Consider the following 14,452-nt stretch of genomic DNA (forward strand, 5'->3'; position numbering starts at 1 on the left):
CTAGCGCCGACCTGCCCCGGGACCGACGAGGCACGAAATTATGTATGGCGCCCACGAAACTTAACTCAAAATTGCTTAATATGTAGGATTGGCAAGTTGCTCCAGTTGCAACCTTTTTGACCAACCAATACCAACAACAAGGAGAGAGTGAGATGCGCAATTTATTTGTCCTGGCCCTGATGGGCTGGGTTTTGATGGGCTGCCAAGCCATGCCGAACGACCCCTACCCACCCTCCTACTACCCTCCCCCGACGGACACCGTCGTCCCGGGATGGTGGGCCTATGAGGCGGGAGAGAAATATCGGCTGCAGGGTAAGTGCAAGGAAAGTCTTGCAATGTATCGAGAGGCGCTGTCCTTGAACCCCGGGCTGCTGGAGGCCAGTGAGGGCCTGCGCCGTGCCCAGCGGGATATCTGTCGCGGTAGCAGCAGTAGTAGTAGTGGAGGCAAACGTCCACCACCGGTTGAAAGGCCTACGGAGTTCATGGGTGGCGGCCGCGCCCTGAGGCCAGGAGAGTGGTAAATCCTGGCTGACTGACTGCCCCCTCGGCTTGAAGACGGGGGGCACCCCACCCACATCCTCCCGACGGTCCACTCGGGAGGAAACCTCAATGATATCGAATAAAATCAAGCTTGGCCGCGCGGCGGCCAGCCTGCTCGCCGCTTGCCTGCTCGTGCCCCTGACGCTTTCGACCCCGGCGGTCGCGGATGAGGGCCAGGTCGTCGTGCAGTGGTTGGGTCAATCCGCCTTCAAGATCACCAGCGTGACGGGCAAAGTGATCATGATCGACCCCTTTCTCACCAAGAATCCTAAAACCCCGCCCGAGAATAAGGATCTCGCCGCCCTCGGCAAGGTCGATCTGGTCCTGGTCACCCACGGCCATGGCGACCATGTGGGCGACGGACCGGCAATTGCCAAACAGCACCAGGTCCCTCTCTACGGACCGGCCGGCCTGAACGACAGCCTGGTGGCGCTGGGCGAGCTACCTCGGGAACTCGCCCCCCGTTTCAACAAGGGCGGCACCATCCAGCCCCTGGGCGAGGGTATCCGCATCACTATGACCCGCGCCGAGCACAGTTCGGAGTACCGCTGGAACAATCCCGAGACCCAGCACGAGGAAATCCACGTGGGCGGCGAGCCGGCCGGCTTCATCATTGAGCTGGAAAACGGCTTCAAGATCTATCACATGGGTGATACGGGGCTGTTTAGCGATCTCAGCTTCATTGCCAGCTACTACCGCCCGGATCTGGTGTTGATCCCCATTGGTGGGCACTTCACCATGGACCCGAAGGATGCGGCCTACGCGACCCGCGAGTTCCTCAAGCCACGCTACGCGATTCCCATCCATTACGGCACCAACCCTCAGCTCAAGGGCACCCCCGCGGAGTACCGGCAGGCGCTGGGGGAGACCCCCACGCAGGTGCTAAGCCTCAACCCCGGGGAAAGCGCACGCTTCTGATTAGACCCCTGCCCAGGCCCGGGGCGACCTATCTGCCTCAGCCAGGGATTGCCAGGGTTGGCGGCTCGGGGGGTTGGGGGAAGTCCCCGGGATATTCGAACCGATGGAGGAGCGAACCTGATCCCATCTCCGCACTTGATGCGGAGATATTCGGGGGTTATCTCCGCAACCGCAAGCCAGATCAGGGCTCCGTCACTTTTCCCCGGCGGACCTGGGGGCCGGAATGAACTCCAGGGCATTGGCATCCGGGTCCCGGCAAAAGAGGGCGGCGCGGCCCGAGCGGCTGCGGCTGTAGGGAATGCCGGCCCGCTCCAGACGCCCGGCCAGTCCGTCGAGGTCCTGGACGTGCAGGGCGAGGTGCCGGTCCCGGCCGCCATGGTCCGGGCGGCCCGTCACCGAGTCCGGGTTGGGGAGTTCCAGCAAATGAATCTGTTGTGTGCCGACGCGGAGCCAGGCACCGGGAAAGCCCAGGTCCGGGCGCTCGGCGATGATGGCCAGGCCGAGCAGATCCCGGTAGAAGGCCAGGGCCCGCGCCGTGTCGGCGACAAGGAGGCTGGCGTGGTGAATCCCCATGATTTCCGACATTGGCCTGAGTCTCCGGCTGGTGTTTGATCCGTAATCCGCCCCTGATTGGCTGATATACTAATTGACTTTCGATCCTAGGCGACAATCCCGGCAACCCGCATGAATCCCGATCTGGCCCGGCTCCAACCCTACCCCTTCGAAAAGCTCGCCGCCCTCAAGGCGGGCATCGAGCCCCCGGTAGAGCTAGGCCACATCGCCCTGTCCATCGGCGAGCCCAAGCACCCGACGCCGAAATTCATCGTCGAGACCCTGATCGCCCATCTGCACCTGCTGTCCGCCTATCCCACCACCCGGGGTTTGCCGGCCCTGCGCCAGACTATCGCCGACTGGCTGACCCGCCGTTTCCAGTTGCCGGCGGGCGGTCTGGACCCCGAGCGCCAGATCCTGCCCCTGAACGGCACCCGCGAAGGGCTGTTCGCCTTCGCCCAGGCCCTGGTGGACCGGACGCGCCAGCCCCTGGTGCTGATGCCCAACCCCTTTTATCAGATCTACGAGGGCGCCGCCCTGCTGGCCGGGGCGGAACCCCACTTCCTCCCCTGCCTGGCCGAGAACAGTTTCATCCCGGACTTCGCGGCCGTGGACGCGGATACCTGGCGACGGTGCCAGATCCTCTATCTCTGTTCCCCGGGCAACCCCACAGGCGCCGTCATCCCCCTGGCGACTCTGCAACGGCTGATTCAATTGGCCGAGGAATTCGATTTCCTGATCGCCGCCGATGAGTGTTACTCGGAACTCTATGGTGACGAGGAACGGCCGCCGATCGGCCTGCTCCAGGCGGCGGCCGCCCTGGGCCAGCTTGATTACCGGCGTTGCCTGGTCTTTCACAGCCTGTCCAAGCGCTCCAACGTCCCGGGCCTGAGGTCCGGCTTTATCGCCGGCGACGCCGAGGTGATCGAGCGCTTCTTCCAGTACCGCACCTACCACGGCTGCGCCATGCCAGTGCAGCATCAGCACGCCAGTCTCGCCGCCTGGGGCGACGAAGGCCATGTGGTCGCCAACCGGGCCCTCTACCGCGCCAAATTCGATGCGGTCCTGGCGATCCTGGGTGACATTTTGGAAGTCACACGGCCGGAGGCGGGTTTCTATCTCTGGCCCGTCACGCCCATCCCGGACCCGGCTTTCGCCCGGGGACTCTTCGCCGCCGCCAACGTCACCCTCCTGCCGGGGTCCTATCTCTCGCGGGAGGTTGCCGGCCAGAATCCCGGGACCCATCGCGCCCGCCTGGCCCTGGTGGCGCCTCTCGACGAATGCGTCGAGGCCGCCTGGCGCATCCGCCGCTTTGTCGAATCCCTGTGAAACCCCTTGCACCCCGCTAATCCCACCCTTTTGGAGTATGCCCATGAGCGATAACCGCCAAACCATCGAAGAGGCCTTTGAGCACCGTGCCGAGATCACCCCACGGAGCGTCGAGACCCTGGTTCGGGACGCGGTCCAGGACACCATCGACCGCCTCGACCGGGGGGAGATCCGGGTGGCGGAGAAATGCGACGGCGTCTGGATGGTGAACGACTGGATCAAGAAGGCGGTGCTACTCTCCTTCCGCATCGAGGACAACGCCTTCATGAAGGGCGGTTTCACCAACTATTACGACAAGGTGCCCTCCAAGTTTCAGGACTTCAACAGCCGTGACTTCCGCGACGCCGGCGTGCGGGTGGTGCCCCCGGCCACGGCGCGCCGCGGCGCCTACATAGCTCCCGGCTGTGTCCTCATGCCCTCCTATGTCAACATCGGCGCCTATGTCGATTCCGGCGCCATGGTCGATACCTGGGCCACCGTCGGTTCCTGCGCCCAGATCGGCAAGAACGTGCATCTGTCTGGCGGCGTCGGTATCGGCGGCGTCCTGGAGCCAGTCCAGGCCGCGCCCACCATCATCGAGGATAACTGCTTCATCGGCGCCCGCTCCGAGGTCGTCGAGGGGGTCATCGTCGAGGAAGGCGCCGTCATCTCCATGGGCGTTTATATCGGCGCCAGCACCAAGATCTATCATCGCGAGACCGGCGAAATCCTCTACGGCCGCGTCCCCGCCGGTGCCGTCGTCGTCCCCGGCAACCTGCCCGCCAAGGACGGGAGTCACAGCCTCTACTGCGCGGTCATCATCAAGCAGGTGGACGCGCGCACCCGGGGCAAGGTGGGCATCAACGAATTGCTGCGGGATATCTAGGGACGGCCATGATCAGACTCTTCGGCATCCCCAACTGCGACACCATGAAGAAGGCACGGCACTGGCTCGAGGAGCGGGGCATCGCCTATGACTTCCACGACTATAAAAAGCAGGGTCTGGACGAGGCCCAACTCCGGGCCTGGGTCGGCGAGCTGGGTTGGGAGAAGCTGATCAACCGTCAGGGCCTGATGTGGCGCAAGCTGCCGGTCGAGATCCGGGAAGGCTTGGACGAGGCAGGCGCCATCCGCGTCATGCTCGCCACGCCGTCTATCATTCGCCGGCCCCTGCTCGACACGGGCCAGGCCCGCTATCTGGGTTTCTCCGAGGCCGCCTACGCCGAGATTTTCCCCTCATGACAGCCACGCTCGCCCTGGCCCAGGAACTCCTGCGCCGTCCCTCCGTCACCCCCGAGGACGGGGGCTGCCAGGATCTGGTCGCCCGGCGCTTGGCCGCCCACGGCTTTCGCATCGAGCCCATGCCCTTTAACGGGGTGACCAATCTCTGGGCGCGCCGGGGCGACCAGGCCCCCCTCTTCTGCTTCGCCGGTCACACCGACGTGGTTCCGCCCGGACCCCTGGAAGACTGGGACTCGGACCCCTTTCAGCCCGAGATCCGTAACGGCCTCCTCTATGGCCGCGGCGCCTGTGACATGAAGGGCGAGATCGCGGCCATGGTGACTGCGGCCGAGGACTTTGTCCGCGCCCATCCGGACCATCCCGGCTCCATCGCCTTTCTCATCACCAGCGACGAGGAAGGTCCGTCCGTCGATGGCACCGCGCGGGTGGTCGAGACCCTGGAGGCCCGGGGGGAAAAGATCGACTGGTGTCTGGTGGGCGAACCCTCCAGTCACGAACGCCTCGGCGACACCCTGAAGAATGGCCGCCGGGGCAGCCTCAGCGGCTTTCTGAAGGTCATCGGCAAGCAGGGCCATGTGGCCTACCCCCACCGCGCCCTCAACCCCTTGCACGCCCTGGCCCCCTGCCTGGTGGCATTGGTGGACGAGGAATGGGACCAGGGCAACGCCTTTTTTCCGCCCACCACCTTCCAGATCTCCAACCTCAACACGGGCACCGGGGCCGAGAACGTGATCCCCGGTACCCTCACCGCCCAGTTCAACCTGCGCTTTTCCACGGAACTGGATGCCGACACCATCCAGCGCCGGGTCGCCGCCATCCTGGACAGGGGCGGACTCGACTATGAACTCACCTGGCGCCTGTCTGGCAATCCCTTCCTGACGCCCACCGGCGACCTGGTCGAGGCCGCATCGGTGGCGGTGGAGGAGATGATGGGCTATCGGCCGGAACCCTCCACCGCCGGGGGCACCTCCGACGGCCGCTTCATCGCCCCCACCGGGGCCCAGGTGCTGGAACTCGGCGCGATCAATGCCAGCATCCATCAGGTCAATGAGTCTATTGGCCTTGAGGAGTTGGATCAGCTCTCCGGAATTTATCGGCGGATTCTCGAAAGGCTACTGTTGTGAAAGCGGAGACAACCGCGATGGCATCCGACGCCAGGCCCTACGCCGATCTGAGCCCGGACCGCATCCTGGACGCGATCGAATCCCTGGGACTGGTCACCGATGGCCGGCTGCTGGCCCTCAATAGCTATGAAAATCGGGTCTATCAGGTCGGCATCGAGGAGGGTCCGCCGCTCATTGCCAAATTCTACCGGCCAGGCCGCTGGACGGACGCGGCCATCCTGGAGGAGCACGCCTTCACCCTGGAACTGGCGGAACGGGAAATCCCGGCGGTGCCGCCCCTGGCCATCCAGGGGCGGACTCTCCACACTCATGGTGGTTACCGCTTTTCCCTGAGCCCGCGCCGCGGTGGTCGCGCGCCGGAATTGGGGGACCCCACGGTATTGGAGTGGATAGGGCGCTTCCTGGGTCGGATTCACGCCCTGGGGGAGGTCGCGCCCTTCCAGGCCCGGCCGACCCTGGACATCGCCAGCTTTGGGGAAGAGCCGCGGACCTTGCTGCTGGGGCAGGATTGGCTCCCGGCGGAACTGCGCACCGTCTATGAGGGCGTCTCGGCCCATGCCCTGGCCGAGGTGCGGCGACTCTTCGAGCGCGCGGGCCCCGTCCGCTACCTGCGCCTGCATGGCGATTGCCACGCCGGCAACCTCCTCTGGACCGATGCCGGGCCCCACTTCGTCGATTTCGACGACAGCCGCATGGGACCCGCGGTACAAGATCTCTGGATGCTGCTGTCCGGAGACAGCCAGGAGATGTCGGTCGGTTTGGGCCATGTTCTCGCCTGCTATGAGGATTTTCGCGACTTCGATCCACGCGAGCTGCATCTGCTGGAGGCCCTGCGCACCCTGCGCCTCATCCATTACAGCGCCTGGATCGCCCGCCGCTGGGAGGACCCCGCCTTCCCCTTCGCCTTCCCCTGGTTCAATACCCAGCGTTACTGGGAGGACCGCATCCTGGAATTGCGCGAGCAGATTGCCGCCATGCAGGAGGGGCCCCTATGGACCTTCTGAGCCCCTGGCGCAACCCAAACCCAAGCTCGGGACATCGGGAGCGGGCCGAGACCAGCCGGCGAAATCAACGGAGAAATCAGTCATTGCGTCGCTTTTCGAGCCTTGCCTTCCGGTATTGCGTGATGGGCCTGGCCGCCTTGGGCCTATTTCCCTGGCCAGCGCTTGGCGGTGAACTGCCGGGCCTCGCCAACTTGAATCGTTACGAGCAGCGTGAGGTGTGGGGACTGGTAGCCCTGGTCAACGCGGCCGCCTTCCAGATAAAACGACAAGGCGAAATGGCCTTCCCGGCCTTCCGGAAGCCAGGAAGCTGGATGCCCCAGCCGCCGGTAGAGGATCAAGCCTGGCGCCGATCCTTATTATCGACTGTAAAATTCTCCCCCTAACCCCAGGAATCTCCATGAGTGACCTAAATCCGAATCGCAAAGTCCTCCACGAGGAATTACCTCAGGAACATGAAGACCCCATGATCCGCCACCTGCATTTCCTTATCCGGGCCGGCATCCGGGTATTGGCGGTGCTCATGGCCCTGGTCATTATCTGGGGCGTGGCGGATGTCATCTGGATCCTCTACCAACGGCTGAGCGAGCCGCCCATCATGCTCCTCGAAATCAGCGATCTCTTTGAGACCTTTGGCGCCTTTCTGGCGGTCCTGATCGCCATCGAAATCTTCATCAACATCCGCCTCTACCTGGGGGCCGATGTCCTGCCGGTGCAACTGGTTATCGCTACCGCCCTGATGGCCATCTGCCGCAAGATTATCGTCCTGGATTTCGAGAAGGTGTCCTCGGACTACATCCTGGCCTCGGCGGCGGCCGTCCTGGCCCTGGGCCTGACCTATTGGCTGATCGCCAAAAAAGCCTGACCAGACGGGACCCTGGCCTGGGCAATCCCTGGGTGAGCCAGCCGCAGACTCACCTCGCCACTCGTGAAGATCCGGGTCTCGCCGGCCACCTCCAGTCTGAGGGTACCCTGTTCCGTAATGCCGGCCTGGATACCCCGGATGAGACGGTCGCCCAGGCGGATCTCGACCTCCTCGCCCCGATAGAGGTCATAGCCTTCCCAGAGGGGTAGAAAGGGTGCCAGGCCCTCGCGTCCATAGCCCTCCATCGTAGCGGTCAGGGCTTCCGCCAGATGGGCGGCCATCTGGTTGCGGCTATAACCCTGGGGTCCCAGGATTTCATCCAGATCGACCCAGGGCTGATCGATGCCCTGGACCTGATCGCCACGCAGGTGGGTGTTGAGACCCAGGCCGACGACCACCAGGCTCGGCCCCTGGGCCTCGGCGGCGACCTCCAGCAGCAGCCCACCCAGTTTCCGGCGTTGCCAGAGCAGGTCGTTGGGCCATTTAAGCCCGATGCCCGCCACGCCGGCGCCCTCCAGAACCTGAGCCAGGGCCGCTCCGGCGGCCAGGCTGAGGCCGCCGAGTTCCCCCGGACCAACCGGGAAACGCCATAGCAGGGAGAGATAGAGGTTGGCACCGAAAGGCGAGACCCAGGGGCGGCCGCGCCGGCCGCGCCCGGCCGTTTGCCGCTCGGCCAGGCAGAGGGTGCCGCTGGGGGCGCCAGCCTGACCCGCACTCATGAGATGGGCGTTGGTGGAATCGATATCATCGAAAAGGTCCAGCCGACTAATCCGGCTCCGCCCAGCGGGGCTCATGGCGCCCAACAATCGCCCGGGGTCCAGCAATTCCAGGGGGGCCATCAGCCGATAGCCCTTGCCCAGGCGCGACTCGATCTCCAGGCCCAGGTGCTCGCCGGCCTTGCGCACCGCCTTCCAGATGGCGGCGCGGCTCAGGCCCAGGGTGCTGGCCAAGGTCTCGCCCGAGTGATACTGGCCATCCGCCAGGTGGCGCACCAGTCGCAGATAAGTTTCCACGGCGGCCTCAGCCTCTCGGCCCCAGCCAGGCGGCGCGACGCCGGTGGCTTTCCTCCGGGGTATCCTCCAGCAGCCAGAGCTCGCAGGTATCCAGGGGGGCCGGGGCGAGCCGCACCCGGCGGACCTGGAGTTCATCCCGGCGGAAGGCATGGATCTCGACCTCCGCGCCCTCCCCCACTACCTGCAGCAGCTTGTCCAGGTTATCGCGGGTGACGCGCAGGCCATCGAGGGCGACCAGGATATCCCCGGGTGCGAGCCCGGCTACCAGGGCCGGACCTCCCGAGAGGACATGAGCAATCTGGGGCTCGCCGCCATCGGGCCGCAGTCGCAGGCCCAGGGTTGGCGGCACCGGGGTAGCGGTGTCACCGCTTGCCAGACCGCCGAGATCCTTGACATGACGCGCCGCCCGCAGGCGCATCCCGACGCCCATTGCCGCCAGGGGCCCGGCCAGGTCCAGGTCCTGGGTGGAGTCCAGTGCCTGCTGGAAAAAGGGTCCCAGTGCCAGCCCCGTCACCTCCGCCGCCAGGGCCTCGAGGCCCCGTTCCTCCAGGCCGATACCCGTCCGGCCGTGGCGCTCCCAGAGGGCGCGCATCACCTCATCCAGGGACTGGGCGCCCCCCGTGTCGCGGCGAATGAGCAGATCCAGGGCCAGGGCCACCAGGGCGCCCTTGGCGTAATAGCTGACGATGGCGTTGGGGCTGTTCTCATCCGGACGGTAAAACTTGGTCCAGGCATCGAAGCTTGACTCCGCCAGGGTTTGCAACAGGCGGCCCGGGTTGCGCAGGACCCGACTGATGGTTTCCGCCAGCAGTTCGAGATACCCCGCCTCGTCGATACAGCCGCTGCGCACCAGGGCTAGTTCGTCGTAATAGGCGGTGATGCCCTCGAAGGCCCACAGCAGGCGCGTGTGGACCTCCTGCTCCAGACCCGCGGCCACGAAGGCCTGGGGGCGGATGCGCTTGACGTGCCAGAGATGGAAATATTCGTGACTACAGAGACCTAAAAAGCGTTTGTAACCCGGCGTGGGCTTACCCATGTCCTGCGCCGGTAGGTCGTCGCGCGCGCAGAGCAGGCTGGTGGAGTAGCGATGCTCCAGACCACCGTAACCCTCACCCGTCACCTGAGTCAGGAAGAGATAGCGGTCGATGGGCAGTTCTCCAAAGAGGGCGGCATGGGTGGCGCAAATGCGCGGGAGATCCCGCTGGAGGCGGGCCTCGTCGGCCCGATGCCGGCCCGTCAGGGAGAGCCAGTGCGGTATCCCAAGCACCTCGAAGGGAATCAGGCTGAAGACGCCCATCTCGACGGGATGATCGATAAGGTCCTCGTAGTCATCGGCATTAAAAATGCCAAAGCCGAAAGGCTCGGCTTCCCGAGGTTTGAGGCTGGTGGCCAGGCGCCAGTGCGCATAGTTATCGCCACTGGGCCGGCGGATCTCCACCTGGCAAGGGAACCTATCCAGGCCGCCGACCCGCAAAAAGAGGCTGGCACCGTTGAAATAGCCATGGCTATCGTCCAGATGGGCCGAGCGCACATTCAAATCGCCGGCATAAACTTCCATCCGCACGCTGACCGGATTCCCGCGTGGGATCAGACGCCAGGTCTGTTTGTTGAGCTTCTCTAAGGCTAGCGGTCCATCCTCATCCACCGCCTCGATGCGGAGGATATTGCGCGCAAAGTCCCTAATCATGTAGCTTCCGGGGGTCCAGGCCGGCAAGGACAGCGTCAGGGGCTTGGCCAGAGTCGTTTTGATGCACAGTTCCACGGCGAACCGGTGCCCCTCCGGCGAAATCGGCTGAACAAGATAACAAAGAGGATATTTCGGCATAGATGGGCCCTGACTAAATGGAGAAAGCCACGATCGGGAGTGGGAAGGCGAGACCTCCTTGCCAGGAATGGGGCCGGTAGAGGTAGAATGCCCTTAAGTTCAGCCAGAGTGAATATCCATGTCACCGAAAATATCCGTTCACTGGTTATGCCTGGCCCTGCTGCTGCCGGGCTTGGTGCTTGCCAACATCGAGGCGCCCGCGGTTGCCCCCGCGTCCGACCCGGCAGCCACGCCCTTGGCGGAGGTCTCGGAGGCCGCGGTCGCCGAGACCAAGCTGGTGCCCGCTCGGGCGGAGATCGACTCCATGGTCGAGGCGGCAGCCAAACGTCACGGCGTTGAGTTGGCCCTGGTCAAGGCGGTGGTGGCCGCCGAATCGGCTTACAATACCCAAGCCGTGTCACGCGCCGGCGCCCTGGGACTCATGCAGATCATGCCGGGTACCGGTGCCGATTATGGGGTAACCGAACGGGAGAAACTCTTCGATCCCGAGACAAACCTGGACACGGGCACCCGCCACATCAAGCGCCTGCTTGGCAAATATAAGAATGACTATGGCCGGGTCATCATGGCCTACAACGCCGGTGAGGGCGTGGTGGATCGTACCGGCAGCATGGTTACCTATGCCGAAACCCTTTCCTACACCGAGGCGGTGATTCGCCACTATCGTCGCAATGGTGGTACCAAACCCACGGAGGAGGCCCTGGCCAAGGTCCGTCAACTCCGCAAGCTCAAGGGTAATCAGGCCAATCAGCTTCTCGCTCGCTACCTCGACCTCAACCTGCCCTCTCTGAGAGGCAGTTCGCGAACCATCCGCGTGGTCGCGCCCGGCCTCGACGAAAATGGCCCCAAGCGTCGGCCCATGATCGTCCTGGAGATGAAAAAATCCGATTGAGGCCCTCCCCGGGTCCCGGTGTTTTGCAACTCGCCAGCGGCTGACGGTAGCCATGCCGACCAGCTAGCTCTGTCCGACCTAACCTTACCCCGTCTGGCCCCCTCCCCTCGCGCCCCGGGCCTTCTTGAGCTAGGCTTTGCCCCTTCTCTCGCCAGCCCGGACCCGGAATCATCGTGAAACGCGCCGCCATCACCCCGCTCTGCCTCCTGCCAGCCCTGCTCTGGAGTTCCGCCACCATGGCCAATACCGCCGAAGAAAGACGCAGCTCCCTGGATGACCAGACCGCGGTCGCAGTGACCATCTACAACGAGGACCTGGCCCTGGTGAAGGACCGCCGCCGCCTGGATCTGCCGGTCGGGGGGCTGGATCTAGCCTTTCGCGATGTCAGCGCCCGCATGCAACCGGAGACAGCCCTGCTGCGGGGCCTGACCGAGGGGGCCAGCCTCCAGGTCATCGAGCAGAATTTCGACTTTGACCTGCTCACCCCCGGCAAGCTGCTGGAGAAGTATGTCGGCCGCCCGGTCGGGGTCATCAAGGTCCATCCCACCACCGGCGAGGAGACCGAGGAGGAGGCCCTGGTGCTCTCCGCCGCCGAGGGGACCGTGCTGCGGATTGGGGAGCGCATCGAGACCGGTCAGCCTGGCCGCATCGTCTTCCGTGAACTGCCCCCCACCCTGCGCGACCGTCCGACCCTGGTCATGAAGCTGGACAATGGCCTCGTCGGCCCCCAAGAGCTGGAGTTGTCCTACCTGACGGCGGGCCTGTCCTGGAAGGCGGATTATGTGGGCGAACTCGCCGCCGACGACAGCCATCTCGACCTCACCGGCTGGGTCACGCTCAACAACACCAGCGGCACCGCTTACCGCGATGCCCAACTCCAACTGGTCGCCGGGGATGTCAATCGGGTGCGGGACCTACCCAGCCCGGCTATGCAAAAAGAGGGTATGCGCATGATGGCCGCCGCGGCCCCCATGATGGAGGAGGAGGCCCTGTTCGAATATCACCTCTACAGTCTGGCCCGCCCCACCAGCATCGCCGACAACCAGTCCAAGCAGGTGGCCCTGCTGGCGGCGCAGGGCATTCCCGCGCGTAAGGAGCTGATCTTCAAGGGCAATGATTACTACTATCGCGCCCAGCAAGGCGAGATCGGCGTCAAGCTCAAGGCCAGCGTCTTCCTGGAAATCGACAACCGCGAGGAGGCCAACCTGGGGATGCCCCTACCCAAGGGCGTGGTCCGCATCTACAAGAAGGATTCCCAGGGCCAGGCCCAGTTCGTGGGCGAGGATCGCATCGATCACACCCCGAAAAACGAGACTCTGCGTCTCAGGCTCGGCGAGGCCTTTGACGTGACCGCCGACAAGACCCAGACCGACTTCGTCAAGCTCTCCGGCACGGGACCCTGGCAGTACCAGTTCGAGACCGCCTACCGCCTCCGCCTGCGCAACGCCAAGCCGGAGCCCGTCACGGTCAAGGTGCGGGAACCCATCCCCGGCGACTGGAAGATTCTGGAGTCCAGCCATCCGCAGGAGAAGGTCAGCGCCAACCTGGCCGAGTGGGAGATCAAGATCCCCGCCGAGGGCGAGACGGTGCTCACCTATCGGGTGCGGGTACGGTTCTGAAATTCAATCCTCGGGCCGCAGGTGCGGAAAGAGCAGGACATCGCGGATGGAGGCGGAATCCGTGAAGAGCATGACCAGACGGTCGATGCCAATACCCTCGCCGGCGGTGGGGGGCATGCCATGCTCGAGGGCACGCACATAGTCGGCGTCGAAGTGCATAGCCTCCTCGTCGCCGGCGTCCTTTTCTTCCACCTGCTTCCTGAACCGCTCGGCCTGGTCCTCGGCGTCGTTCAACTCGGAGAAGCCATTGGCCAGCTCGCGGCCGCCGACGTAAAACTCGAAGCGGTCGGTGACGAAGGGGTCCTGATCGTTGCACCGTGCCAGAGGCGAGACCTCGGTCGGGTACTGGGTGATAAAGGTCGGGTCCTTGAGTTGGTGCTCGGCAACCTTGTCGAAAATCTCCATCTGCACCTTGCCGAGCCCCCAGGTCGGCTTGAAGGTGAGACCTAGCCGCCGGGCCAGGGCGCGGGCCGGCTCCAGGCTGTCGATATCCTCGGGCGCTATGCCCTCGCCATAACGCAGGATGGCCTCGCGCACCGTCACCCGGGTGAAGGGCCGGCCAAAGTCATAGGTCTCTCCCTGATACTCGACTTGCGTCGAGCCCGTCACCTCCAGGGCCATGCCGCGCAGCAGGTCCTCGGTTAAGTCCATCAAGTCCTCGTAATCCGCGTAGGCCTCGTAGAACTCGACCATGGTGAACTCTGGGTTGTGGCGGGTGGAGAGCCCCTCGTTACGGAAGTTACGGTTGATCTCATAAACCTTTTCGAAGCCGCCCACCACCAGCCGCTTGAGATAGAGCTCCGGGGCGATGCGCAGGAACAACCGCATGTCCAGGGCGTGGTGGTGGGTGACAAAGGGCCGCGCCGCCGCGCCGCCGGGGATCACCTGCATCATGGGCGTCTCCACCTCCAGGTAGCCGCGGCGGTCCAAATAGCCGCGCAGGTACTGGATGATGCGGATGCGGGCGCGGAAGGTCTTGCGAGCGCCCTCGTTCATGATCAGGTCCAGGTAGCGCTGACGATATTTGCTTTCCTGGTGAGTCAGGCCATGGAACTTCTCCGGCAGGGGACGCAGGGCCTTGGTGAGGAGACGCAGGGTCTCGACTCGAAGCGATAGCTCGCCGGTCTTGGTCTTGAAGAGGACGCCCTCGGCGCCGAGGATGTCCCCCAGGTCCAGATCGCGCTTGAACCAGCCATAATCGTACTCGCCCAGGGTGTCGCGCTGAACGAACAACTGGATTTGGCCCGACATATCCTGGAGATGCGCGAAGCTGGCCTTGCCCATGACCCGCCGGCTCATGAGCCGGCCGGCGACCTTGACCCTCAGGCTCAGGGCCTCCAGCTCCTCGGGCTCCCGGTCGCCATACTCCGCCAGCAGTTCCTCCGCCAGCACGTCGCGGCGAAAATCATTGGGGAAGGCAATGCCGTTCTCGCGCAGGGCGCGCAGCTTCTCGCGCCGCTGGGCGATGAGCTTGTTTTCGTCGAGGGCTTGATCCGGGTTGTTCATGGGTATCCGCTTTTTCCTTGCAGGCTATTGCCTTGGACATGACTGAT

The 14,452-nt window shown here is 64.3% G+C and carries 14 protein-coding genes and 1 pseudogene; 10 read left to right on the forward strand and 5 right to left on the reverse strand.

Translation table 11 applies throughout. From position 1 onward, the window contains the following. Nucleotides 1–152 precede the first annotated feature (152 nt). Together IPN92_18250 and IPN92_18255 are read left to right on the forward strand one after the other, a co-directional pair. Nucleotides 153–521, forward strand: coding sequence for a hypothetical protein (locus IPN92_18250; GenBank protein ID MBK8640122.1), 369 nt, complete (start codon nt 153–155; stop codon nt 519–521). An 88-nt stretch (nt 522–609) separates the two neighbouring features. Then, a complete protein-coding gene (locus IPN92_18255) occupies nt 610–1,458 on the forward strand; it encodes a metal-dependent hydrolase (protein ID MBK8640123.1) in 849 nt (282 codons plus the stop codon). A gap of 192 nt (nt 1,459–1,650) precedes the next feature. On the opposite strand, the gene IPN92_18260 is transcribed toward IPN92_18255, so the two are convergent. Further along, nucleotides 1,651–2,043 (reverse strand): VOC family protein, encoded by a 393-nt coding sequence (locus IPN92_18260; protein ID MBK8640124.1) that lies wholly within the window; start codon nt 2,041–2,043, stop codon nt 1,651–1,653. Nucleotides 2,044–2,142: 99 nt separating this feature from the next. Between IPN92_18260 and dapC the strand changes: the two genes are divergently transcribed. From dapC to IPN92_18285, 5 genes are read left to right on the forward strand one after another with little or no spacing between them, the layout of a single operon-like run. Beyond that, nucleotides 2,143–3,339, forward strand: coding sequence for a succinyldiaminopimelate transaminase (gene dapC, locus IPN92_18265; protein ID MBK8640125.1), 1,197 nt, complete (start codon nt 2,143–2,145; stop codon nt 3,337–3,339). A 43-nt stretch (nt 3,340–3,382) separates the two neighbouring features. Next, entirely contained in the window at nt 3,383–4,204 is an 822-nt protein-coding gene (gene dapD / locus IPN92_18270) for a 2,3,4,5-tetrahydropyridine-2,6-dicarboxylate N-succinyltransferase (GenBank protein MBK8640126.1), read from the forward strand. Nucleotides 4,205–4,212: 8 nt separating this feature from the next. Then, the gene (locus IPN92_18275) at nt 4,213–4,560 is read left to right on the forward strand and encodes an ArsC family reductase (GenBank protein ID MBK8640127.1); all 348 of its coding nucleotides are present in this window, start codon (nt 4,213–4,215) and stop codon (nt 4,558–4,560) included. Then, nucleotides 4,557–5,684: a succinyl-diaminopimelate desuccinylase gene (dapE, locus tag IPN92_18280; protein MBK8640128.1), complete on the forward strand. Its 1,128-nt coding sequence runs from the start codon at nt 4,557–4,559 to the stop codon at nt 5,682–5,684. The genes IPN92_18275 and dapE overlap by 4 nt, the downstream gene beginning before the upstream one ends. A 17-nt stretch (nt 5,685–5,701) precedes the next feature. Next, the gene (locus IPN92_18285; protein ID MBK8640129.1) at nt 5,702–6,688 is read left to right on the forward strand and encodes a serine/threonine protein kinase; all 987 of its coding nucleotides are present in this window, start codon (nt 5,702–5,704) and stop codon (nt 6,686–6,688) included. 143 nt (nt 6,689–6,831) lie between these two features. On the opposite strand, the gene IPN92_18290 is transcribed toward IPN92_18285, so the two are convergent. Further along, nucleotides 6,832–7,026, reverse strand: a complete 195-nt coding sequence (locus IPN92_18290) for a hypothetical protein (protein MBK8640130.1) — start codon at nt 7,024–7,026, stop codon at nt 6,832–6,834. Between the two features lie 59 nt (nt 7,027–7,085). On the opposite strand from IPN92_18290, the gene IPN92_18295 reads away from it, so the two are divergent. Further along, complete coding sequence (locus IPN92_18295; protein MBK8640131.1) at nt 7,086–7,550, forward strand: phosphate-starvation-inducible PsiE family protein; 465 nt, start codon at nt 7,086–7,088, stop codon at nt 7,548–7,550. Here the strand turns inward: IPN92_18295 and birA are convergent. Both birA and IPN92_18305 read right to left on the reverse strand, forming a co-directional pair. Then, a complete protein-coding gene (birA, locus tag IPN92_18300; protein ID MBK8640132.1) occupies nt 7,523–8,698 on the reverse strand; it encodes a bifunctional biotin--[acetyl-CoA-carboxylase] ligase/biotin operon repressor BirA in 1,176 nt (391 codons plus the stop codon). The genes IPN92_18295 and birA overlap by 28 nt on opposite strands. After that, nucleotides 8,586–10,388, reverse strand: a pseudogene (locus IPN92_18305) (M61 family metallopeptidase). Before IPN92_18305 ends, birA begins: the two are co-directional and overlap by 113 nt. Nucleotides 10,389–10,506: 118 nt before the next feature. Between IPN92_18305 and IPN92_18310 the strand changes: the two are divergent. Then, nucleotides 10,507–11,280: a lytic transglycosylase domain-containing protein gene (locus tag IPN92_18310; GenBank protein ID MBK8640133.1), complete on the forward strand. Its 774-nt coding sequence runs from the start codon at nt 10,507–10,509 to the stop codon at nt 11,278–11,280. A gap of 236 nt (nt 11,281–11,516) precedes the next feature. Next, the gene (locus IPN92_18315; protein MBK8640134.1) at nt 11,517–12,899 is read left to right on the forward strand and encodes a DUF4139 domain-containing protein; all 1,383 of its coding nucleotides are present in this window, start codon (nt 11,517–11,519) and stop codon (nt 12,897–12,899) included. 3 nt (nt 12,900–12,902) lie between these two features. Here the strand turns inward: IPN92_18315 and lysS are convergent, their stop codons facing one another. After that, entirely contained in the window at nt 12,903–14,405 is a 1,503-nt protein-coding gene (gene lysS, locus IPN92_18320) for a lysine--tRNA ligase (GenBank protein MBK8640135.1), read from the reverse strand. Between the last annotated feature and the right edge of the window lie 47 nt (nt 14,406–14,452).

The organism is Chromatiaceae bacterium (assembly GCA_016714645.1).
Classification (GTDB): Bacteria; Pseudomonadota; Gammaproteobacteria; order Chromatiales; family Chromatiaceae; genus M0108.

Coding starts and splice junctions, on each gene's coding strand:
- IPN92_18250 (MBK8640122.1), top strand. CDS start 153: ATGCGCAATTTATTTGTCCTGGCCCTGATGGGCTGGGTTTTGATGGGC.
- IPN92_18255 (MBK8640123.1), top strand. CDS start 610: ATGATATCGAATAAAATCAAGCTTGGCCGCGCGGCGGCCAGCCTGCTC.
- IPN92_18260 (MBK8640124.1), bottom strand. CDS start 2,043: ATGTCGGAAATCATGGGGATTCACCACGCCAGCCTCCTTGTCGCCGAC.
- dapC (MBK8640125.1), top strand. CDS start 2,143: ATGAATCCCGATCTGGCCCGGCTCCAACCCTACCCCTTCGAAAAGCTC.
- dapD (MBK8640126.1), top strand. CDS start 3,383: ATGAGCGATAACCGCCAAACCATCGAAGAGGCCTTTGAGCACCGTGCC.
- IPN92_18275 (MBK8640127.1), top strand. CDS start 4,213: ATGATCAGACTCTTCGGCATCCCCAACTGCGACACCATGAAGAAGGCA.
- dapE (MBK8640128.1), top strand. CDS start 4,557: ATGACAGCCACGCTCGCCCTGGCCCAGGAACTCCTGCGCCGTCCCTCC.
- IPN92_18285 (MBK8640129.1), top strand. CDS start 5,702: ATGGCATCCGACGCCAGGCCCTACGCCGATCTGAGCCCGGACCGCATC.
- IPN92_18295 (MBK8640131.1), top strand. CDS start 7,086: ATGAGTGACCTAAATCCGAATCGCAAAGTCCTCCACGAGGAATTACCT.
- birA (MBK8640132.1), bottom strand. CDS start 8,698: ATGAACTCCAGGTCCGCCGGGTGCGGCTCGCCCCGGCCCCCCTGGATA.
- IPN92_18310 (MBK8640133.1), top strand. CDS start 10,507: ATGTCACCGAAAATATCCGTTCACTGGTTATGCCTGGCCCTGCTGCTG.
- IPN92_18315 (MBK8640134.1), top strand. CDS start 11,517: ATGGCCAATACCGCCGAAGAAAGACGCAGCTCCCTGGATGACCAGACC.
- lysS (MBK8640135.1), bottom strand. CDS start 14,405: ATGAACAACCCGGATCAAGCCCTCGACGAAAACAAGCTCATCGCCCAG.